The organism is Planktothrix prolifica NIVA-CYA 540 (assembly GCF_963864145.1).
Taxonomy (GTDB): Bacteria; Cyanobacteriota; Cyanobacteriia; order Cyanobacteriales; family Microcoleaceae; genus Planktothrix; species Planktothrix agardhii.
In genome coordinates, this window is record NZ_CAWLTW010000001.1 from 827,442 (window position 1) to 848,079 (window position 20,638).

The 20,638-nt window shown below is 41.0% G+C and carries 23 protein-coding genes and 1 pseudogene; 10 read left to right on the top strand and 14 right to left on the bottom strand.

Annotated features, from left to right (window positions below; translation table 11 throughout):
* Positions 1–24: 24 nt before the first annotated feature.
* Positions 25–1,044: a type I glyceraldehyde-3-phosphate dehydrogenase gene (locus tag AC559H_RS03835; RefSeq protein ID WP_026787014.1), complete on the bottom strand. Its 1,020-nt coding sequence runs from the start codon at positions 1,042–1,044 to the stop codon at positions 25–27.
* A 185-nt stretch (positions 1,045–1,229) separates the two neighbouring features.
* On the opposite strand from AC559H_RS03835, the gene AC559H_RS03840 reads away from it, so the two are divergent.
* The 4 genes from AC559H_RS03840 to AC559H_RS03855 all read left to right on the top strand — a co-directional run bounded on the left by AC559H_RS03840 (position 1,230) and on the right by AC559H_RS03855 (position 4,946).
* Positions 1,230–2,420: a site-2 protease family protein gene (locus tag AC559H_RS03840; RefSeq protein ID WP_026793785.1), complete on the top strand. Its 1,191-nt coding sequence runs from the start codon at positions 1,230–1,232 to the stop codon at positions 2,418–2,420.
* A 25-nt stretch (positions 2,421–2,445) separates the two neighbouring features.
* Positions 2,446–3,468, top strand: a complete 1,023-nt coding sequence (locus AC559H_RS03845; RefSeq protein ID WP_026787012.1) for an ABC transporter ATP-binding protein — start codon at positions 2,446–2,448, stop codon at positions 3,466–3,468.
* Between the two features lie 78 nt (positions 3,469–3,546).
* A complete protein-coding gene (locus tag AC559H_RS03850) occupies positions 3,547–4,422 on the top strand; it encodes an ABC transporter permease (protein WP_026787011.1) in 876 nt (291 codons plus the stop codon).
* A gap of 158 nt (positions 4,423–4,580) precedes the next feature.
* Entirely contained in the window at positions 4,581–4,946 is a 366-nt protein-coding gene (locus tag AC559H_RS03855; protein ID WP_051319439.1) for a hypothetical protein, read from the top strand.
* A 117-nt stretch (positions 4,947–5,063) separates the two neighbouring features.
* Here AC559H_RS03855 and AC559H_RS03860 read toward each other — a convergent pair whose 3' ends face one another.
* Positions 5,064–5,651 carry a phycobiliprotein lyase gene (locus AC559H_RS03860; protein WP_026787010.1) on the bottom strand — a complete coding sequence of 196 codons (588 nt, stop codon included), beginning with the start codon at positions 5,649–5,651 and terminating at the stop codon, positions 5,064–5,066.
* 223 nt (positions 5,652–5,874) lie between these two features.
* On the opposite strand from AC559H_RS03860, the gene AC559H_RS03865 reads away from it, so the two are divergent.
* Complete coding sequence (locus tag AC559H_RS03865; RefSeq protein ID WP_026787009.1) at positions 5,875–6,042, top strand: NblA/ycf18 family protein; 168 nt, start codon at positions 5,875–5,877, stop codon at positions 6,040–6,042.
* A gap of 44 nt (positions 6,043–6,086) precedes the next feature.
* On the opposite strand, the gene pstB is transcribed toward AC559H_RS03865, so the two are convergent.
* The 4 genes from pstB to pstS all read right to left on the bottom strand — a co-directional run bounded on the left by pstB (position 6,087) and on the right by pstS (position 10,377).
* Positions 6,087–6,905, bottom strand: a complete 819-nt coding sequence (gene pstB, locus AC559H_RS03870; RefSeq protein ID WP_026793786.1) for a phosphate ABC transporter ATP-binding protein PstB — start codon at positions 6,903–6,905, stop codon at positions 6,087–6,089.
* 160 nt (positions 6,906–7,065) lie between these two features.
* A complete protein-coding gene (gene pstA / locus AC559H_RS03875; protein WP_026793787.1) occupies positions 7,066–7,965 on the bottom strand; it encodes a phosphate ABC transporter permease PstA in 900 nt (299 codons plus the stop codon).
* Positions 7,966–8,034: 69 nt separating this feature from the next.
* Complete coding sequence (gene pstC / locus AC559H_RS03880; protein WP_026793788.1) at positions 8,035–8,991, bottom strand: phosphate ABC transporter permease subunit PstC; 957 nt, start codon at positions 8,989–8,991, stop codon at positions 8,035–8,037.
* 219 nt (positions 8,992–9,210) lie between these two features.
* Positions 9,211–10,377, bottom strand: coding sequence for a phosphate ABC transporter substrate-binding protein PstS (gene pstS, locus AC559H_RS03885; protein WP_026793789.1), 1,167 nt, complete (start codon positions 10,375–10,377; stop codon positions 9,211–9,213).
* A gap of 262 nt (positions 10,378–10,639) precedes the next feature.
* Between pstS and bioB the strand changes: the two genes are divergently transcribed.
* From bioB to AC559H_RS03910, 5 genes are all read left to right on the top strand, one after another.
* The gene (gene bioB / locus AC559H_RS03890) at positions 10,640–11,758 is read left to right on the top strand and encodes a biotin synthase BioB (RefSeq protein WP_026793790.1); all 1,119 of its coding nucleotides are present in this window, start codon (positions 10,640–10,642) and stop codon (positions 11,756–11,758) included.
* Positions 11,759–11,777: 19 nt separating this feature from the next.
* Positions 11,778–12,362: a biotin transporter BioY gene (locus AC559H_RS03895; RefSeq protein ID WP_087882178.1), complete on the top strand. Its 585-nt coding sequence runs from the start codon at positions 11,778–11,780 to the stop codon at positions 12,360–12,362.
* Between the two features lie 80 nt (positions 12,363–12,442).
* On the top strand, positions 12,443–12,913 hold the full coding sequence (gene lspA / locus AC559H_RS03900) for a signal peptidase II (protein WP_026787002.1): 471 nt from the start codon (positions 12,443–12,445) through the stop codon (positions 12,911–12,913).
* A gap of 49 nt (positions 12,914–12,962) precedes the next feature.
* Entirely contained in the window at positions 12,963–15,233 is a 2,271-nt protein-coding gene (locus AC559H_RS03905) for a transglycosylase domain-containing protein (RefSeq protein WP_026793791.1), read from the top strand.
* Between the two features lie 544 nt (positions 15,234–15,777).
* The gene (locus AC559H_RS03910) at positions 15,778–17,802 is read left to right on the top strand and encodes a serine/threonine-protein kinase (protein WP_026793792.1); all 2,025 of its coding nucleotides are present in this window, start codon (positions 15,778–15,780) and stop codon (positions 17,800–17,802) included.
* Between the two features lie 48 nt (positions 17,803–17,850).
* Here the strand turns inward: AC559H_RS03910 and AC559H_RS03915 are convergent, their stop codons facing one another.
* The 8 genes and pseudogenes from AC559H_RS03915 to AC559H_RS03950 form a co-directional block, all read right to left on the bottom strand.
* Entirely contained in the window at positions 17,851–18,141 is a 291-nt protein-coding gene (locus AC559H_RS03915; RefSeq protein WP_026786999.1) for a nucleotidyltransferase family protein, read from the bottom strand.
* A gap of 111 nt (positions 18,142–18,252) precedes the next feature.
* Positions 18,253–18,624, bottom strand: a complete 372-nt coding sequence (locus tag AC559H_RS03920; RefSeq protein WP_026793793.1) for a DUF5615 family PIN-like protein — start codon at positions 18,622–18,624, stop codon at positions 18,253–18,255.
* Positions 18,599–18,952: a DUF433 domain-containing protein gene (locus tag AC559H_RS03925; RefSeq protein WP_026793794.1), complete on the bottom strand. Its 354-nt coding sequence runs from the start codon at positions 18,950–18,952 to the stop codon at positions 18,599–18,601. The genes AC559H_RS03920 and AC559H_RS03925 overlap by 26 nt, the downstream gene beginning before the upstream one ends.
* 105 nt (positions 18,953–19,057) lie before the next feature.
* Complete coding sequence (locus AC559H_RS03930; protein ID WP_026793795.1) at positions 19,058–19,405, bottom strand: DUF5615 family PIN-like protein; 348 nt, start codon at positions 19,403–19,405, stop codon at positions 19,058–19,060.
* On the bottom strand, positions 19,402–19,719 hold the full coding sequence (locus AC559H_RS03935) for a DUF433 domain-containing protein (RefSeq protein ID WP_026793796.1): 318 nt from the start codon (positions 19,717–19,719) through the stop codon (positions 19,402–19,404). The genes AC559H_RS03930 and AC559H_RS03935 overlap by 4 nt, the downstream gene beginning before the upstream one ends.
* Positions 19,720–19,873: 154 nt before the next feature.
* Complete coding sequence (locus tag AC559H_RS03940; RefSeq protein WP_237745539.1) at positions 19,874–20,116, bottom strand: hypothetical protein; 243 nt, start codon at positions 20,114–20,116, stop codon at positions 19,874–19,876.
* A 30-nt stretch (positions 20,117–20,146) separates the two neighbouring features.
* Positions 20,147–20,329 (bottom strand): annotated as a pseudogene (locus AC559H_RS03945) (HNH endonuclease); the annotation flags it as partial.
* Entirely contained in the window at positions 20,326–20,562 is a 237-nt protein-coding gene (locus tag AC559H_RS03950; protein WP_026786995.1) for a hypothetical protein, read from the bottom strand. The gene AC559H_RS03950 and the pseudogene AC559H_RS03945, both read right to left, overlap by 4 nt.
* Positions 20,563–20,638: the final 76 nt, after the last annotated feature.

Here is a 20,638-nt window from a genome sequence, read left to right on the forward strand (position 1 = left end):
CCCTGCCTGGTGTCCCAATTAAATCTAGGCTTTCCAGTTGGAAGCTACCAATTCGGCTAAATCAACCACCCGTTGACTATAACCCCATTCGTTATCATACCAGGCGACCACTTTCACCATGTCGCCACCCATCACCATTGTTAAGCTGGCATCCACAATTGAAGAAGCATCATGTCCTTTATAGTCAGAAGACACCAAAGGCAGATCGCTGTATTCCAGAATCCCCTTCATTGCGCCGTCAGCAGCTTCTTTCAGAGCTAAATTCACTTCTTCAACAAAGGTTGCCTTCTCCACCTGTACCACTAAATCCACAATCGAGACATTAGGGGTAGGAACTCGAAAAGCAATCCCGTTGAGTTTTCCTTTCAGCTCAGGAATCACTAAAGAAACGGCCTTTGCAGCACCCGTAGAAGTAGGAACAATATTCACCGCCGCGGCTCTAGCCCGACGCACATCCCGGTGACTGGAATCTAAAAGACGCTGATCTCCAGTATAGCTGTGGGTTGTGGTCATTGTGCCTTTAACAATGCCGAATTTCTCATGCAGGACTTTGGCAAAAGGAGCTAAACAGTTGGTAGTACAACTGGCGTTACTCAGAATTCGGTGTTGATCATGATTGTAGTCATGGTGATTCACACCCACCACAAAAGTATCCACGCCTTCACCCTTTCCAGGAGCCGTAATCAGGACTTTTTGGGCTCCGGCGGTAATATGCTTAGAAGCGCCTTCCTCGGTAATAAATACCCCGGTGGATTCAATAATTAAATCCACACCCCATTCTTTCCAAGGCAAATTTAATGGGTTACGATCAGAAACACATTTAATGGTTTTGCCATTGACTGTAATGGAATTCTCATCGGCTTTGATATCAACGCCTTTGAGTGTGCCGAGCATGGAATCGTATTTTAGCAAATGGGCATTGGTACTGGGATCAGAAGTATCATTGATACCCACAAACTCTAAATTGCTATTTTGCCGGGTTAACCAGCAGCGTAAAACGTTACGTCCAATCCGTCCAAAACCGTTGATTGCGACCTTAATCACTTACTTTGTTCCTCCTAACAATGGCATCGCCCAAACCAGGCTAAAGTTTGACTAGATAGATGTTTCTATTGACCCCAATCATACCGTAAAGGCTGTCGCAATTTTCCAGACTATTTTTTGGCTGGGGTCGATGATCACAGGCGCGAGACCGCTAGAATAAAATAAACGGAGTCTAAAGACATCTCATGCAAGCAGGTTGGCGGATTGGATCGTTATTTGGAATTCCCTTCTTTGTTGATTCTTCTTGGTTTGTGATTGTTTTGCTGTTCACAGTCGCCAATCGCCAGAGTTATGCGGAGTGGGGGCAAACTTTATCTTGGGTTGCTGGGTTTGCTATTGCACTCTTATTGTTTGCTTCGGTATTGTTACATGAACTGGGCCATAGTTTGGTGGCTCAATCCCAGGGAATTCGAGTCAACTCGATTACTCTGTTTTTGTTTGGGGGAGTGGCTGCTATTGATAAAGAATCAAAAACCCCCGGTCAAGCGTTTCAAGTAGCGATCGCTGGCCCCTTGGTAAGTTTTAGCTTATTTTTTATTCTGAATCTTGTTACCCAACTCTTACCCAATTCCAGTTTAATTTATTCCGTGGTTGGGGAATTAGCCAGAATTAATTTAGTTTTAGGGATATTTAATTTAATTCCTGGGTTACCCCTCGATGGGGGACAGGTGCTCAAAGCAACGGTTTGGAAAATTACTGGAAATCGTTTGACCGGAGTTCGTTGGGCGGCGAAAACGGGACAGTTTTTAGGAATTTTAGCGATTTCTTTAGGCTTATCTGCGGTTTTTTTAGCCAGAAGTTATGGCGGGTTATGGATAGCTTTAATCGGTTGGTTTATTTTACAAAATGCGGCTTCCTATAATCGAATCACCGATCTACAGGAAGCTTTGGTTAATATTCAAGCGGGGGATACCATGACCAGAGAATTTCGAGTTGTGGATGCGGATTTAAGTTTACGTCAATTCGCCGATGAATATTTAATTGGAGTTGAAACGATTCCCGTTTATTTTGCATCTTCTAATGGTCGTTATCGGGGGTTAGTTTCTGTAGAATCGTTGCGCGTGATTGAGCGCAGTCAGTGGGAGAAGCAAACCTTAAATCAAATTGTTCAACCTCTGAATTCACTGATTACGGTTTCGGAAAAAGCCTCATTAGTGGAGGTAATTAATCTGATGGAAGACCAAGAATTGCGTCGAATTACAATATTATCTCCGGCGGTCGCCGTGGCCGGGATTATTGATCGCGGAGATGTGGTAAGATCAGTGGCAAACTATCTAAAAGTTCCTATTCCAGAAGCAAATATTCGGCGAATTAAGGAAGAAGGAATTTATCCTCCGGGTTTACCGTTAGCAGCTTTAGCAAAAAGTATGGTTTAACCACAAAGACACAAAGTTTAATAATATGATTCCTGCTATTGTGATCCAAAATCTGAAAAAATCCTATGGTGCTTGTCCCGCCATTAAAGATGTGTCTCTCGATGTCCAACCGGGGGAAATCTTTGGTTTACTAGGGCCCAATGGAGCCGGAAAAACCACAATTTTAAGGGCGTTGTGTACCTTAATTACTCCCGATGCTGGGCGTTTAGAGGTTTCTGGTATTTCTGTGGTTGATCAACCCAGACTTGTTCGTCAACGCCTCGGTTATGTAGCCCAGGAGGTCGCCTTAGATAAGGTCTTAACCGGGCGAGAGTTATTGCAATTACAGGCTGCTCTCTATCATATTCCTCGGCCTAATATTGCCGAACGAATTAATCAAGTTACAAATTTATTAGGATTACAAGATTGGATTGATCAAAAAACTGGAACCTATTCCGGGGGTATTCGCAAACGTTTAGATTTAGCTTTGGGTTTACTCCATCAACCGGATTTATTAGTATTAGATGAACCTACCGTGGGATTAGATATTGAAAGTCGGGTCGTGGTCTGGGATTTTCTGCGTCAATTAAGAGAAAATGGCACAACGGTTTTAATTACAAGCCACTATTTAGAGGAAGTGGATGCTTTAGCCGACCGGGTGGCAATTATTGACCAAGGATTAGTGATTGCTTTGGGTACACCTTCTGCTTTAAAAAATCAACTCGGAGGCGATCGCATTACCCTCAGAATTAGAGAATTTTCCCCGGTTGAAGAAGCAGAAACAGCCAAATCCCTATTACAATCTTTGCCTTTTGTACAGGAAATTATTATTAATCCGGCTCAAGGTAATTCTTTAAATTTAGTAGTTAAAACTCAAAGTGATGCCTTATTTACGATTCAACAGGCGTTAAAAGATGCGGGTTTACCCACCTTTGGGATTGCCCAATCTCGCCCAAGTTTAGATGATGTTTATTTAGCAGCCACGGGTCGAACCTTACTCGATGCTGAAATTGCGGCTTCTAGTAATCGAGATTTGAAAGCTGAGAAAAAGAAAAGTATGCGCTCTTAGCCAGATTTCCTAATTTTTTGTACAATCTAATCAAACAAACTGTTACCGATATCGTTAATTGTCAAAACCTTAATAATCATGAGTAGTTCAACAACCTCTGTTAAAATTTTAACCCCGAATCAAACGGCTGATCAGCAACCAAATTTAGTCGGGGAATTTATCCAAGAAACAATGGCCTTAACCCGGAGATTGTTTATTCAATTAAAACGTCGTCCTTCCACCTTAATTGCGGGGATTATTCAACCCTTAATGTGGTTAATTTTATTTGGAGCATTATTTCAAAATGCCCCCAAAGGATTGTTTGGCGGAACTCTGAATTATGCTCAGTTTTTAGCTGCGGGAATTATTGTTTTCACAGCATTTGCCGGGGCCTTAAATGCCGGATTACCAATTATGTTTGATCGAGAATTTGGCTTTCTAAATCGGTTATTGGTCGCTCCTTTAGTCTCTCGATTTTCGATTGTTTTAGCCTCGGCAATTTATATAGTTACTCTGAGTTTAATTCAAACCTCTGTTATTATTACCGCCGGAGCATTTTTAGGGGCAGGATTACCCGGAATTACCGGATTAAGTATCATTACCCTGATTGTGTTTCTATTAGTTTTGGGAGTAACAGGTTTAAGTCTAGGATTAGCTTTTGCCTTACCCGGTCATATTGAATTAATTGCGGTAATTTTTGTCACCAATTTACCGCTTTTATTTGCCAGTACCGCCCTCGCTCCTTTATCTTTTATGCCAAATTGGTTACAGGTGGTGGTTTGTCTGAATCCCCTAAGTTATGCGATTGAACCCATTCGTTATTTATACCTCAATCAAGATTGGGCATTCAATAGTGTGGTCATGGAAGCCCCCTTTGCTACGATTACTTTTGGCGGTGCGTTGTTAGTATTAATAGGGTTTGCAACCTTGGCTTTATTATCGATTCAGCCTTTATTAAAGCGTCGTTTTGCTTAAACAAACCCATCAACTTTAGAAAAACTTTATGCCTATTAATCCCCCCAACTGTTCACCAATGTTAGGGGGGAATATTTATGTTGAATTTTCAGAAAATGTAGCTATAATATGGGAATCTAAGTTTTTATAGTTATTTTTGAAATCGTGAGGTTGTGATCATGCAATTTAAGCAATTAAAATCGGCTCTGGGCATCTTCTCTTGTACTTTTTTAGCTGCTGGGATGGGAGTTTTTGGGTTCACTTCAGCCAGTCTAGCTCAATCCACTTCCGCTACCCCTTTACAACAATTTCAACGTTCTGATAACCCAGACCCCCTGAGTGGTGAAAATAGTGGGAGAACAATGTTAGATATTATTCATAATTCTCGGTTAGGGAGATTTAATGTTGATTATGAAGCGGTAGGAAATAAACAACGCCAAAATATTCAAGATGCGGCGACTCAATTTCGGGAAAAACAACGCTTACTTCTCCAAGAACCTGAAGTTACTGAAACCTCAACTGACCCTGTAGAGGTTAAACCTTAAGCTGTTAAGAATTTTCTGATAAAACAGGACTTAAGCAAGCACGATATATATGGGGTGCTTGCTTGAGTCCCGTAAAGATTAGGTGAGTTAGGGATTTGTACCCACCCAACGTAGAAATTACCAGCCAAAAGCTGAATAAAACTGACTATCCTCTGGGGTAGATTCCGATACGGTTTCAGTATCAGGATTAACCCGAATTTCCGTACAAAAGGTGGAGGTATTGAACCCACCAAACCGTTTAACCGCACTGGTTCGCATCCGAATATCCGAACCCATAAACCAGAAACGCTCAATCGCACTCATGGTTTCATATTCAGTAATTAAAATTAAAGCATCGTTCTCATCCATCTCAAATTGACCCGCAACGGGCATAATTTCCGCATAACCCCGTTCTCGCAACATTTGACCTTTACGGGGATTTTCTGGGTCAGGAACAATAGCAAATACCGTTTCTCCCTTGTGGTTTTCATCGTCCTTATCCCAGGCCATTTCCCCCGCCCAAGTAACATACGCTCCCCCGGCGGATAAACTGGGGTCAACATTGTGCATCTGACAAATTTCGATCACTCTAGGGTCGTCTGCATCTAGGCTGGTGACTTGAATATCTGAAAAGCCTTTCTCAGCTTGTCTGAAGGCTAAATGGTGGGTTGTCCGTTGCGATCGCCATGTTCCAGCACTTTTCCGAAAAAATTCTATTGCATCCATCACAGTTAAAATCCCTTTAATCACTGATCTTTCTTGGTTTCACCCTTTATGATAAAGCGATTCTGAGTCCATTTTAAATTTCTGTAACAGAGATTAGTTTCAAATTGTGCATTATGGACAGATTGTCAAGAACTTATTACGATAGTTTACATTCAGTGTGATATAGATCAACTTAGTCAGTCCCAATCTTCGTGATTTGTACAACTCAGTTAGAGGAGTGAACATGAAAACGCCTGCAAACCTCAGTCTTGAACAACAATTCAAGTTACAAATTCTACGCGAACAAGTCAAAAACTTAAATTTAGAACAAGCCCAAGACTACCTACTCGAAGTATTACGCCAGAGTATGGTTAAAGATAATCTCCTGCGTCAATGGATCAAAAACCCATAATCAACGTAGAGACGTGCCACGGCGCGTCTCTATTCGTAATCTGATTAACCAAAGCGACCACTCACATATTGTTGAGTGGATTCTTCTTTGGGGTTTTGGAAAATACTTTGGGTATCGTTATACTCCACCAAATAGCCAAAACGTTTGCCACCTTCAATAGCTTTGGCATTAAAAAATGCTGTCATATCGGCAACCCTTGTGGCTTGCTGCATATTGTGGGTGACAATAATAATGGTGTACTTTTGTTTGAGTTCGTGGAGTAATTCCTCTACCGATAAAGTCGAAATCGGGTCAAGGGAAGCACAGGGTTCATCCATTAATACTACATCAGGATTAATCGCGATCGCCCTAGCAATACAAAGCCGTTGTTGTTGACCTCCAGATAGGGCAAAACCACTTTGACCCAGTTTATCTTTAACCTCATCCCATAACACCGCTTGACGCAGGGATTTTTCGACAATTTCATCTAATTCGGCTTTATTTTTGGCTAATTTATTCACCCGGACTCCGTAGGCAATATTATCATAAATTGACTTAGGAAAAGGGTTAGGTTTTTGGAATACCATCCCAATGCGGCGACGAACTTCTACGGGATCAACATTAGGTGCATACAGATTTTGATTATGATAGAAAATATTACCTTTCAGTTTGAATCCTTGAACTAAATCATTGAGACGATTAAAACAGCGCAGAATTGTACTTTTCCCGCAACCTGACGGCCCAATAAAAGCGGTGATTCTATTTTTAGGAATTTCTAAACAAACACCCCTAACGGCCTTAAAATCCCCATAATATATATCAATATTTTCGGTTTGGATTACCGTTTCCGTCTGGGTAGAATGATGGTCATGGGTATCGGACATAAAAATTAACTCCTGATAGTATACAATATCAAAAAAATCAACATCAAAATAGAGTATTTTATTTAATTAATACTAAATTATGATGATCGTTAGATACAGATTCAAGTTAAACAGAACCAACTAACCCAGGAATAAAAATTCCCAGCTGGAAAGCTCAGACTTAAAACTGTTTTTGCCGAGTTGCCCAACGAGCAATTATGCTAGTTAATAAAACTAAAACCACAATTACCAAAGACGCAGCCCAGGCAAATTCCTGTAAAACTTGATCAAATCCTCTAGCAAATTCAAAAACCAAATAGGCTAGGGATGGGAGAGTTTGAGAAAATATTCCTCCCGGCCAGTTATTAGTATAAACAACTGTAAATAATAGAGGTGCAGTTTCTCCGGCTGCCCTGGCGACGGCTAAGGTAACTCCGGTTAAAATCGCAGGTAAGCAGGCAGGAAGCACTACTTGTAACACCGTTTGATAATTAGAAGCACCTACCCCCACCGAAGCCCAGCGAATTTCCTGGGGAACAATTTGTAAGGCTTCATCGGCGGTACGAATAATCGTGGGTAACATCAAAACCGAGAGGGCAATTGCCCCCGCCAGGACTGAAAACGACCCCATTTTCAACACAATAAAACTATAAGCAAATACCCCCGCAATAATAGAAGGAACACCACTTAAAACATTAGTAGTAAATCGAATCCACCGTACAACTTGACCATTTCCCCCAAATTCAGAGAGGAAAATAGCTGCTAGAATCCCAAAGGGAACCGCAATTAAAGTGGCAATAGAAACGACTTGAATTGTTCCTAGAATCGCGCTGGCAATGCCTCCAGTGGTTTGTCCCGCAGATGGGGGCAGTTTGGTGAATAAATCTAAATTTAAACGGGCAGACCCCTTGATAAAAATATAAGACAAAACCGCCACAAGCGGTATCAAGGTAATCACAATACAAGCCGATGCAATCCCCGTCATTAACAATTCAAAAATATCCCTGGAACTTCTAGGATTACGAATTAAACTAAAGTTATTGCCTTCAGAATAATTCGGATCTTTTGTTAGATTTGACATACAGAAAAAATACTAAATTTTTCAAGCTGATCAGATTCTTCTAACAGGATTAATTACTCCTGATGCAGATTATTGATATTTAGCTTTAACTTGATTAACAATCCACTCCGCCGCAATATTCACCAACAGGGTGAGGGCAAATAAAACTAAGCCCGCATACATCAAAGCCGAAACCTGTAAACCCGAAGCTTCAGGGAATTGATTAGCCATCAAAGAAGCAATAGTATTCGCCGGAGCAAATATGGAAGGTCTGAGATTATTAGAGTTACCAATAATCATTGTAGCTGCCATAGTTTCTCCCATAGCCCGCCCCAGTCCTAACATAATTCCGCCCACAATTCCAGAAAAAGCGGCCGGAATTAAAACTCTAAAAATTGTCACCCACCGAGTCGCCCCTAAACCTAAAGAAGCTTGACGTAAATCAGGAGGTAAACTGGCTAAGGAATCCCTAGAAATTGCCGTAATAATTGGCAGAGTCATAATCGCTAAAATCACCCCGGCGGGAAATAATCCCGGCCCCCCAGGAGGGGTACTAAATAAAGGAATCCAGCCGAAATTTTTATACATGAACATCCCAAAAGGTCTTAAAAAAGGAATTAATACAAAAATTCCCAAAAGACCATAAACCACACTGGGAATGGCGGCTAACAATTCTACCAGAAAGGTTAAGGCGGTGCGAATCGAGGGAGGAATAAAATCTTCACTGAGGAAAATTGCGGTTCCCACACCTAAAGGTACTGCAAATAATAGGGCAATTAATGAACTCATCAACGTCCCAGCAATCATGGGAAACGCGCCATATTGATTAGCAACCGGGTTCCAATCACTACCGAATAAAAACCCCAATCCAAACTGTTGAATGGCGGGAATTGCTTGTTGAGCGATGGGAAAACCCAGTAATAATAAGACGACAACAATCCCCCAGGCAAAAATTTGGGTTAACCAAACAAAACCTTGATCAAGTTTTTTTTCGATCGGGGAACGAGATTGCGGAATTGCTGTTACATTCTGATTGGGTACAACCATACATTGAAAATTATACAGGATTAATGGAAATAAATAACCTTGATTATCATTTTTGAAAAGATAACAACCCCAAACTGAATAGGGCAAGGAGGCAATTTCAAGTCGAACCTCAACAGGTTTAAATACTTCAAATGCCATCCTGCCCGTCTGTTTACAACTTACAAATGTCAAGTTGAGTATTAACTAAGCCTGGTTCATCCTGTGCAGGAATTTACCCGATTACTCAACTTTAATTGTAAAGTCTGGGCTGATTTGATCCGCTTTTGCTGCTACTTTTTTGACTACCGCAGCAGGTAGGGGAATATAACCCAGTTGGGGACTGACTTTTTGACCTTCAGTGAGTCCATATTGAATCATGGCTTCAACGGATTTAGCTGTTTCTGGTTTATCGTACTTTTGATAAGCCATAATCCAAGAGTAGGTGACAATCGGATAGGATTCGGCTCCTTCAGGATTAGTAATAAAAGCGCGTAAATTTTCGGGTAATTCTACGGATTCAAGGGTTTTGGCGGCGGATTCATCGGTAGCTTTGACAAAACTGCCCGCTTTATTTTGCAAAGAGGCCGTTTTTAAGTTAGCACCTTTGGCAAAACCATATTCAACATAACCAATCGCACCAGGAGTTTGAGTGATTTGGGCCGTCACCCCTTCATTGCCCTTACCACCAATTCCTACGGGCCACTGAACGGTTTTACCCTCGCCAACACTATTTTTCCAGTCTTCACTCATTGCACTTAAATTTTTAGTGAAAACTCCGGTGGTTCCGCTACCATCGGAACGATAAATCACTTGAATCGGTAAGTCAGGGAAGGTGACACCCGGATTATCTGTGGCTAGGGCTGGATCATTCCAATTAGTAATTTTACCTAAAAAGATATCAATTAGGTTTTGTTGGGATAATTTGACTTCTGCTACATCGGGGACATTATAAGCTAAAACAATACTTCCGGCGGTCATGGGTAATAATAAAACGCCGTTGGGGACTTTAGCAATTTCTTCATCGGTCATAGCGACATCACTGGCGCCAAATTGAACTAACCCTTGTACAAAACGTTCTACCCCAGCACCACTACCCACGGATTGATAATCAATTTGTAGATTTTTGGTGCCGCTACTAATATCACTAGCCCAGCGTTGATATAAAGGAGCCGGGAATGAAGCCCCCGCACCGATTAATGCCACAGGTTGTTCTAACGCAACGAGTTGGGCTGGACTGGGGGCGGGGGTATTATTAGCCGCTCCTTCTGTCCCTGGTGTTGCATTTGGAGCCGTGCTAGTTGTAGTATTACTGCCACCGCAGGCGGCTAAACTCAAACTCAAGGCTAAGACGGAAAATCTAGCTACAAATCGACTGGAAGAACGAATAGAATTCAAAGAAAACGGCATAACTAAAAAAATCAGTATTTTGTTAGGGTCAATACGGTAAAGAATATCGTCTCCATAACAAGTTAGGGTTAAGGGAGGGTTAAGGATTGCCCCGATGCCATTGATGGTAAAATAACCCAGGAATAGGGGAAGCAGGGGGAGTAGGGGAAATCAAATATTACCCATTACCGATTACCCATTACCCATTCGTAATTCGTAATTCATAACTCCCCGCTATAACTCTTAACCGTCAACAATCATTTTAATAACTGGCAATTCTGGCATGATCAATGTAGTTCCAGCACGACCCGCTCTTAATAGTTTGTCTTCGTTGAGTGATTCCCCATTGGAAGTTCCTCAAAATTGGGAAACCCTAGAAGACCTACAAATCTGGCTAAATAAATTAGTTGAAAGAATTATATCTGGCGATCGCATTAGTCGAGAAGTTGCCTTAGTTCTAACCCAGATTGAAGATCAAGAACAAATTTTATTACTCTGTCAAGCTGCCGATCAAGTTCGTCAATCTTGCTGTGGTAATACCGTTGATCTCTGTAGTATTATTAATATTAAATCGGGGAATTGTTCAGAAAACTGCGGTTTTTGTTCTCAATCTGTTCATCATCCGGGGGAAGCCTCTCCGGTGTATGGATTAAAGTCTAGTGATGAAATTTTAGACCATGCCGCATCCGCAGAAGCCGCTGGAGCCGCCAGGTTTTGTTTAGTTTCTCAAGGACGAGGGATTAAATATAATAGTCCGAAATCCTCCGAATTTGAACAGATTTTAGCCACGGTTAAACGAATTATTCAAGAAACAAACGTTAAACCCTGTTGTGCTTTAGGGGAATTAACCTTAGAACAAGCTCAGGCTTTAGCTGAGGCGGGAGTTACTCGCTATAACCATAATTTAGAAGCCTCAAAAGCCTTTTATCCGCAAGTCGTAACTACCCATACCTGGGAAGATCGGGTACAAACCGTTAAAAACCTGAAAGCGGCGGGAATTCAAGCCTGTACCGGGGGGATTATTGGCATGGGAGAAACTTGGGAAGATCGGATAGATTTGGCCTTCTCGTTACAGGAATTAGAGGTGGAGTCTGTGCCAATTAATTTATTAAACCCACGCTCGGGAACTCCTCTATCCGAACAATCTAAACTAGATCCCTATGAAGCCTTAAAAGCGATCGCAATTTTTCGTTTAATTCTTCCAACTCAAATTCTCCGCTATGCTGGAGGACGGGAAGCGATCATGGGAGAATTGCAAGGAAAGGGGTTAAGATCGGGAATTAATGCCATGTTAATTGGTAATTATTTAACCACTTTAGGTCAAGCTCCCGAACAGGATCAGGCGATGTTAAAATCCTTGGGACTTGAAGGGGGTGAAGCTACTATTCCTAATTTTTCCTAATGGTTAATATTTCCCTATTGTGACAACGACCTCTGATTTTTTCTGGGCAATTATTGGTGTTTTATTAACGATTGGTGGTACTTTTTTAGAAGCCTTTGTCACCAGTCCCTCTTGGCTTTGGCAACAAGAAAATGTTGCAGTTCACTCTTTGGGTGTTACCTATCAAATTGGGGCAGTTTTGTTAGTGGGTTGTTTAGGAGGGAAAAATGCCGCCGCCATGTCCCAAATTGCTTATCTGGCTTTGGGATTAACTCTATTACCCATTTTTTCAGAAGGCGGAGGAATAGATTATTTAAAACAGCCTACCTTTGGATACTTATTAGGGTTTATTCCTGGGGGATGGGTCTGTGGTTTTTTAGCGTTTAAAGCGTTACCTAAATTAGAATTATTAGCCTTTAGTTGTTTATGTGGATTACTTACCGTTCACAGTGTAGGGTTAATTTATTTAAGTTTAAGTCATGTTTTTAATGGCGTTGCTACCCAAGGAATTATTCTTGGAGATGCGGTGGAAAAATATTCTATCCAACCTTTCCCCGGACAATTAGCGGTCAGTTGTGCGGTAGCTGTTTTATCTTATCTTTTAAGAGGATTACTATTTTATTGAAGTAGTTTGTTGACCGTTGATTGATATTACCCAAAACCCATTACCCATTACCCATTACCCTATTCCCTATTCCCTAATTTATGCGATTTAAGAAGAATTGGAATTTTTGGATAGTTGCTCTGGTGAGTTTAATTATGGATCACCTAACTAAATTGTGGGTGGTGCAAAATTTTGAACCAGGAGAAACTTTACCCCTTTGGCATAGTGTATTTCACCTGACCTATGTTACAAATACAGGAGCAGCCTTTAGTTTATTTAGTAATGGGGGTATCTTGTGGTTGCGTTGGTTATCTTTGTTAGTGAGTCTAGGACTAATGGCAATGGCTTGGTTTGGCCCCCGTCAGCACCGTTGGGAACAGATCGGATATGGTTTAATCCTAGGAGGTGCCCTAGGGAATGGAATTGATCGGTTTATTTCCGGTCATGTTGTAGATTTCCTAGATTTTCGCCTAATTAATTTTCCCATATTCAATTTGGCAGATATTTCGATTAATATTGGAATCTGGTTTTTAATTATTGCAACATTCACACAATTAAAACCTGAGTCCTGAAACAAGACGGTACAATAAATACATACTAATGCAAGTCTGAGTGCTGAAAATGTCCACCCCCTTGCCCCCTCAGAAACCCCAAACTCTCCTGAACACAATCACACAGGTTGTCCAGACGCTTCACGCTAAAGTTAATTTTTCCCGGCTGATCTTGAAACCTAATGCTAAAGTCCCAGAACTAATAGTACATCAAGCCGATACTAACAAAGCCGAAGTTTATCCCCTATTAGGCGATCGCTATGTTGTTGGACGTTCATCCCGAACCTGCGATATCGTAGTCCGAAACCCCCTAGTTAGCACAATTCATGTCAGTGTTGTCCGAGATCCCAAACGGATGGGATTATTTTCGGGTCGTACCGGGTTTATGATTCAGGATGAAGACTCCACAAATGGCTTATATTGGGGACGGCGACGGATTAAGGTACTTCCGTTGCGACATGGAGATAGTTTCACCTTGGGGCCACCAGAATTGGCCTCGGTTTCCCGGGTAGAATATCGAAATCCGCCTCCTTGGTATCTTCAAACCCTCCGTTATGGATTTTATGGAATCTGTGGTTTAAGCGCCGCCGTGGGCATTGTGGTACTATTTGAGTCGCAGAAATTTGAAGTTGATCCCCTACCGAAAACCGTAACCGGGCCAGTTATTATTCATGCCGCCGATGGCCGTCCCCTGCGAGAAGCTAATACCATCGCCCATTTAGAAGCAGATAAGTTATCGGATTTTGGCCCCTATTTACCCAAAGCCGTTGTCGCCTCTGAGGATGCTCGGTTTTATTGGCATTTGGGAATTGATCCCTTTGGCACATTACGCGCCCTATTAACCAATGTTAGGGATGGGGAAATTCGAGAAGGGGGAAGTACCCTTTCTCAACAGTTAGCCCGGAGTTTATATCGGGATTATGTCGGTACGGAGGATTCTGCTGGGCGTAAATTTAGGGAAGCGGTTGTGGCCCTAAAATTAGAAGCAGTTTATGGAAAAAATAAACTTCTAAAAACCTATTTGAATCGGGTTTATTTAGGAATTAATTTATATGGTTTTGAAGATGCAGCTAAATTCTATTTTAACAAATCTGCCAAGGATTTAAACCTTTCAGAAGCAGCAACATTAGTAGGAATTTTACCCGCACCCAATAGTTTTAATCCGATTCAAAATTATCAATTAGCGGTGCAGTATCGCGATCGGGTGATTAGTCGGATGTTAGAACTGGGTATGGTGAGTGAAGATGAAGCCGATCGCGCTCGTCGTTCTCGGATTGAAATTAATCCTAAAGCTCAGGAGTTTTTAGAAAGTACCATTGCTCCCTATTTTTATGATTATATTTTTGCTGAATTGCAGCAATTATTAGGGGAACAATTAGCCAGAGAAGGAAATTTTATCGTAGAAACGGCATTAACTCCTTCGATGCAAACCATTGCAGAATCTTCCCTAAAAAGTTCGATTCAGACCACAGGAGCAACTAATGGATTTTCTCAAGGAGGTCTGGTAACATTAGATTCTAATAACGGGGAAATTTTGGCAATGGCGGGGGGTGTAGATTATAAAGAAAGTCAATTTAACCGTGTTACCCAAGCTCAACGTCAACCGGGATCAACGTTTAAATTATTTACCTATTTAGCCGCACTAGCTCAGGGTATTCCTCCGGGTCAAATCTATTCCTGTGAACCATTAAATTGGAAAGGACAAAGTTATCAAGGGTGTGAACGCAGTGGGGATGATCTGGATATGTATAGAGGGTTAGCATTATCAGAAAATGTGATCGCCCTGAGAATTGCTCAAGATGTTGGATTAGATCGAATTATTGACATGGCAAAACGCTTAGGAATTAAGTCAAAACTTGATCCAGTTCCAGGTTTAGTTATCGGTCAAAGTGAGGTAAATCTATTAGAAATTACGGGATCTTATAGCACCGTTGCTAATAATGGTTTACGTCATTCTCCCCATGCAATTAGACGGATTTTAGATAGTAGTGATTGTACGGATTTTAATGATATTAATACCTGTCGGGTGATTTATGCTTATGATCAACAAAATCCAACAATTCCTTCAGTTTTATCGGCTTCTGTTGCGGAAACCATGACAACTTTGTTGCAAGGAGCAGTTCGTCGGGGTACGGGTCAAAGTGCCTATATTGGTTTAGGAGAAGCGGGTAAAACCGGAACGACAAATGATAATGTTGATTTGTGGTTTATTGGTTATCTTCCTGATTCTAAATTAGCCACGGGAATTTGGTTAGGTAATGATGATAATTCTCCCACCAATGGAAGTAGTGCAAATGCGGCTCAATTATGGCGAGATTATATGAGTCAAATTGCTAGATAATTTTTTATTATTTTGAGAAATCAAGAGAAAGAGAGACGCGCCGTGGCTCGTCTCTACGGGGAATTATAACTGAAAAATTTGTGTTGGGGTTAAATTTAATTCGGGGAATATGGCCGATTCTATTCTATCATTTTCTCTAAATAAATTTACCATATATTCACCATCGATCATTTGATAAAGCAACAATAAGAAAACAGTTCGTTGTTGCGCTTCAGCGCATTCTGTTGTTGCGCTTCAGCGCATTCTGTTGTTGCGCTTCAGCGCATTCTGTTGTTGCGCTTCAGCGCATTCTGTTGTTGCGCTTCAGCGCATTCTGTTGTTGCGCTTCAGCGCATTCTGTTGTTGCGCTTCAGCGCATTCTGTTGTCGCACTTCAGCGCATTCTGTTGTTGCGCTTCAGCGCCAAGAGTAGGAGCGCTAAAGCGCAACAACGAAATTAATTTTTTATAGTATAACAATTCCTGTAAACAGGGTTTCTAAGAAAAATGGTTTCTTCAGGTTATCTTAGACTAAAATAAACTCAGGCTAGTTTGAGTTATATCATCATGAGTTATTGCTTAAATCCCCAATGTCCGCAACCCCAGAACACCCCAGAGGCTAAATTTTGCTTAACCTGTGGGGCAAAATTATTGTTGAGAGAACGGTATCGCGCTGTTAAAGTGATTGGTCATGGAGGGTTTGGTAAAACCTTTTTAGCAGTGGATGAAGATAAACCCTCCCGCCCTGCTTGTGTGATTAAACAATTTCATCCCCAAATGCAGGGAAATTCCCAAAAAGCAATTGAGTTATTTCATCGTGAAGCAGAAAGATTAGATGAGTTAGGAAAACACCCGCAAATTCCTGAATTATTAGCCCATTTTGAACAAGACAATCATCAATATTTAGTCCAAGAATTTATTAACGGGCCGAATTTAGAAGAAGAACTTTTACATCAAGGAGTATTTAATCAAGCCCAAATTTCTCAAGTCTTAGATGACTTATTACCTGTTTTACAATTTATTCATCATCATCGGGTAATTCACCGAGATATTAAACCCGCTAATATTATTCTTAGAGAGGGATCTTTATCAGCACAATTGCCATTAGTTCGTCCCGAAGTTTTGCAACAATTTCGCGGTCAATCTTCGCCTCAAAATGTTCCTGGGAGTTCTCAACCTCAAGGTCAGTTAGTATTAGTAGATTTTGGGGCGGCAAAAGTTGTTAGCGATAGTCAAGTTCCAATCATGGGAACAGTAATTGGTAGTCCCGAATATGTCGCTCCCGAACAAACCAGAGGACAGGCAATTTATAGTAGTGATATTTATAGTTTGGGGGTAACTTGTATTTATTTAATGACGCAAATTTCTCCTTTTGATTTATATGATATTCATGAGGATCGGTGGATTTGGCGAGATTATTTAAAACAAAATTATGTGAATTCAGAATTAGGAAAAATCTTAGATAAAATGTTAGCAGTATTACCCAGTCAACGTTATGATTCTGCCTTAAAAGTCCTAAAAGATCTACATCCGAGTGGCATACCTCCAGCGATCGCCCGCCATTTACAAACCCCATCCCCCCCAACTCCCGCACCCCAAACCGTTAGAACTCCCATTCCATCGTCCTCCCAGACCTTACCCCCCCGCACCATCCAACAACCTACACCCCCCCAACAGCAGCGTGTTCAACCGTTGCAAGCGCCCTCTTGGAAGTGTGTCCATACCCTCAGTGGTCATCGCAACGCCATCACCGGAGTGGCTTTCAGTCCCGATGGCCAGACTTTGGCGAGTGGGAGTCAGGATCAGACGATTGAAATTTGGCGGCTGGACTCTGGGAAACGGTGGTATACCTTGGTTGGTCATAGTAATTGGATCACGACTATTGCTTTTAGTCCTGATAGCAAGACTTTGGCGAGTGGGAGTCGGGATCAAACCATTGAAATTTGGGATATGACCAAGGGTAAAAGGTGGTACACCCTCACGGGTCATCAAGACGGGGTGGAAGGGGTAGCCTTTAGTCCCAATGGTCAATTATTAGCTAGTGGAAGTCGAGATAAAAGTATTGAAATTTGGAATATGAATAAGGGAAAACGGGGGTTTACCTTAACAGGTCATCAGGATCGAGTTTATAGTGTGGCGTTTAGTTTGGATAGTCAAAAGTTAGCAAGTGGGAGTCGAGATCAAACGGTAAAAATTTGGGATTTGAACACAGCAAAGGAAGTCCAAAGTTTAACAGGTCATGGGGACTGGGTGAGAAGTGTGGCGTTTAGTTTAAATGGTCAATTATTGGCTTCGGCGTCTAAAAATGGCATGATTAGAATATGGCAAAAGCAACAGGAAAAATGGGGTTTATTAAGAACATTAAGAGCCGATGATCAAGAGATATTTAATATTATTTTTAGTCCAGATAATCGGTTTTTAGTGAGTGGAGGAGGACAGGGAATAATTGATATTTGGGATGTACAAAAAGGGATATTATTAGAAACAATTAAAGCCCATGAAAGTGATGTTTTTACGGTGGCGTTTAGTGGGGATGGTCAATGGTTAGCAACGGGAAGTTATGACCGGACGGTGAAGTTGTGGAAACAATAACATTGATTCTTAAAGGTGAGCTTAAAATCTATATTTCGGAATCACTTCTCATAAGGAAATTGCCTCTTTTAATACTTGTTGACGAATGCGTTTTTTTAAACCTTTTTCTGTAACAACATCAACTGGACACCCTAATAAATTTTGTAAGTCCATCAGGAGTCCACCTAAATCAAAAAGACTTCTTCCGGGTTCAAGCTCAACTAAAAAATCTACATCACTATTGGAATCTGCTTCATTTCTAGCCACAGATCCAAAAATTCGGATATTATAGGCTCCATATTGAGCCGCAATCCTTAAAATTTCTTGACGATAACTTTTCAGCAGGTCATCAAGGTTCATGAGTTTATTAGGGATTAATGAGTTAAAAACGGTATAGATTATTATATCTTAAATTCGATCCATTTTCAAATAATTAAACTTTTTTAAAGAATAGCAATAATCACCATTGATTTACAATAAATAACTATAAGGTAGATGAATAATTTGATCCTGGTATTCATCTCTAAAAGAAACCTCTGCTAGAAAAATCAGTTCCTCAATATTTGCACCTATACTTAACTTGGGGTTAAGGATAAAAATACCAGGAATATGACCCCCTACATTGATATGATCAACCAAGTGAACAGGCATAGAAGCCCGGTTATTTGTTACTAAGATAAAACCTAATTTCTCACACCAAGTTAGAATATCTGGATCTAGTGTCCCCATTTTTGGACTATTCGGATCACCAACTCTCCAAACAATTAAATCCCGATTCTGTTTAGCAAGTTGAACTTTATAGATAGGAGCAATATTTTCATCTAACAGATATTTCAGTTCCATTATTTTTTCCTGCTCTTTTCATTTCTGCTCGAATTTCGCGTAATCGTAGCAGGGTTGGTGTTGGATTTAATTGCTGATTTTGCCATTTTTCATGACTCCACTCTAACCAGTTGGCAATATATTGATTGATGGTTTCTGTGTTGTGTAAGTAATACAAAATTGTGGCATAAACCTGTTCTAAGGTTAAAGATGGGTAGGTTTGAGCAATTTCTTCAGGGGTACGGGCGCGATGGATGAAATCATAAAGAACCGTTTCGATCCCTATCCGAGTTCCTTTGATCCGAATATCATCAGGACGTAAAAAGTCGAAATAGTCTTCGAGTTGCATCGGTTTATAACCCTAGTTAGGATTAATTTATTATATCTAAAAATTGATATTAATACAAGAATGTGCGATCGCAAATACAATAATATTAAAACAATAATTTTATTGTTAAAAAGGTAAGTATTGAACTTGGTTCACTAAATCTTCTGGTTCACTTGCTTTGGCAATTATTTCTAAGTCCCGCACACATTCTCCAACGGTGACAGACTGTTGATGTGCGTAAATAACCCCACTAAACTTTACCCCCTGTTGCTGGCGACGGTTAGCTATTACTAAAAAATCATCATCTTGGGTAAAGATAACACGATCAAGTTCTGTGGCGCGATCAAGTAAAATTGGGTCAGGCGTGCCAGTTCGTCCATCTTCTTGTACTGTGAGAACGTCTATACCGCGCAATTTTAAACCATTTGTAATTGCTCGGCGAATGTGTTCATCCATATAAAGGGCTAGGGTCATTTAATAAGTCCCTGGGTGCGAAGTTTTTTAACTAAAGCAGATTCACCTGCTTGTTGACGTAACGTTTCAACATTCTCAAATCGTCGCTGTATATCGGCATCTAGTTCTTCTTTATTATCCCAATAGTAAGCTAAGGTAGAATAAATTTGACTCATGCTTAAATAGGGATGTTGAAATTTAATTTCTTCGGGACTCCAACCAAAAGCAAGATGACCGGAAACTAATTCAATTACTTTCATGGTTGTTCCGGCAATGTAGGGAACGTTGTTTTCATTCAGTTCTATATACTTGTGTTGTGTCGTAGTCAAGTTCATAGAGTTTGCCTCGTTACTGAATTTAATTATAGTATATTTTCGGCAATTTCTTCTGGAGTGCGATCGCAATTAATAATTGATATTAATATAAGAATGTGCGATCGCAAATACAATAATATTAAAACAATTAAGTAGAGCAGCCGGACAAATCTGCTTACTCAAGCTGCCGGGGATCTTCTGAGGGAGGATGCCAGCCAGCCTGAACCCATAGCGTCCGGGCTTCTTGGATAGAACGTTCTCCTCTATAGCGTTCGTCGTTGAGGTCAAGACGCTCACAAGTGGCTCGACCGATAGGAGTTGTGCCGACAATCTCCGTACCCTCTGCATTCCAGATGAAGTGGTCAGCCCACTGCTGTTGACGGGGATTAAATAAAGGCAGAATTGCTGAGGTTTCCACATCCCGACCCACAATGAAGTTATAACGACGCTGGTTACAGCGGCTACAAGCTAAAGCCAGGTTATCAGAATTGTCAGAGCCACCTAGAGAGCGCGGCTGGATGTGATCGATGGTGAAACGAGAGGTGCTGATTTTCTCTGGAGAATGGCAATATTCGCACAGGTAGCCTGCGCGTTTCCGCACGAGTTGCCTTGTCAATTCATTAATAGTCATTGCTCGGCAACTAAGAGAGAATTGAGGTAGGTAAAGATGCGGTCAAGTTCCCCAATGGCATTGAGTTCTGCCTCTTCTTCTAGGGTTAGCGAACCTGTCTTGTTTTTGTCTAGCAGGTCTTCGAGGTTAGATTGTAACTCGTCGGTAAATTTGAAGAGTCGAAGGCTATCAACCTTCTCAACTTTAATGCCTGTTTCCAGTAAGGACTGTGGGCTAATCATTACTTGAATCATAATTTTGCTGCTCCAGTAGAAAGCACTAGCTTAACTCTAGCAAATTCTGATAATCCCCGATTTTCTAATATTTCAT

Excerpts from the sequence above, each read along its gene's own strand:
- AC559H_RS03950 (WP_026786995.1), bottom strand. The coding sequence starts at position 20,562 with ATGATTCAAGTAATGATTAGCCCACAGTCCTTACTGGAAACAGGCATT.
- bioB (WP_026793790.1), top strand. The coding sequence starts at position 10,640 with ATGATCAATGTAGTTCCAGCACGACCCGCTCTTAATAGTTTGTCTTCG.
- AC559H_RS03935 (WP_026793796.1), bottom strand. The coding sequence starts at position 19,719 with ATGAACTTGACTACGACACAACACAAGTATATAGAACTGAATGAAAAC.
- AC559H_RS03840 (WP_026793785.1), top strand. The coding sequence starts at position 1,230 with ATGCAAGCAGGTTGGCGGATTGGATCGTTATTTGGAATTCCCTTCTTT.
- pstS (WP_026793789.1), bottom strand. The coding sequence starts at position 10,377 with ATGCCGTTTTCTTTGAATTCTATTCGTTCTTCCAGTCGATTTGTAGCT.
- lspA (WP_026787002.1), top strand. The coding sequence starts at position 12,443 with ATGCGATTTAAGAAGAATTGGAATTTTTGGATAGTTGCTCTGGTGAGT.
- pstA (WP_026793787.1), bottom strand. The coding sequence starts at position 7,965 with ATGTCAAATCTAACAAAAGATCCGAATTATTCTGAAGGCAATAACTTT.
- AC559H_RS03855 (WP_051319439.1), top strand. The coding sequence starts at position 4,581 with ATGCAATTTAAGCAATTAAAATCGGCTCTGGGCATCTTCTCTTGTACT.
- AC559H_RS03850 (WP_026787011.1), top strand. The coding sequence starts at position 3,547 with ATGAGTAGTTCAACAACCTCTGTTAAAATTTTAACCCCGAATCAAACG.
- pstC (WP_026793788.1), bottom strand. The coding sequence starts at position 8,991 with ATGGTTGTACCCAATCAGAATGTAACAGCAATTCCGCAATCTCGTTCC.
- AC559H_RS03915 (WP_026786999.1), bottom strand. The coding sequence starts at position 18,141 with ATGAACCTTGATGACCTGCTGAAAAGTTATCGTCAAGAAATTTTAAGG.
- AC559H_RS03845 (WP_026787012.1), top strand. The coding sequence starts at position 2,446 with ATGATTCCTGCTATTGTGATCCAAAATCTGAAAAAATCCTATGGTGCT.
- AC559H_RS03910 (WP_026793792.1), top strand. The coding sequence starts at position 15,778 with ATGAGTTATTGCTTAAATCCCCAATGTCCGCAACCCCAGAACACCCCA.
- AC559H_RS03865 (WP_026787009.1), top strand. The coding sequence starts at position 5,875 with ATGAAAACGCCTGCAAACCTCAGTCTTGAACAACAATTCAAGTTACAA.
- AC559H_RS03920 (WP_026793793.1), bottom strand. The coding sequence starts at position 18,624 with ATGGAACTGAAATATCTGTTAGATGAAAATATTGCTCCTATCTATAAA.
- AC559H_RS03860 (WP_026787010.1), bottom strand. The coding sequence starts at position 5,651 with ATGGATGCAATAGAATTTTTTCGGAAAAGTGCTGGAACATGGCGATCG.
- AC559H_RS03925 (WP_026793794.1), bottom strand. The coding sequence starts at position 18,952 with ATGCAACTCGAAGACTATTTCGACTTTTTACGTCCTGATGATATTCGG.
- AC559H_RS03930 (WP_026793795.1), bottom strand. The coding sequence starts at position 19,405 with ATGACCCTAGCCCTTTATATGGATGAACACATTCGCCGAGCAATTACA.
- AC559H_RS03905 (WP_026793791.1), top strand. The coding sequence starts at position 12,963 with ATGTCCACCCCCTTGCCCCCTCAGAAACCCCAAACTCTCCTGAACACA.
- pstB (WP_026793786.1), bottom strand. The coding sequence starts at position 6,905 with ATGTCCGATACCCATGACCATCATTCTACCCAGACGGAAACGGTAATC.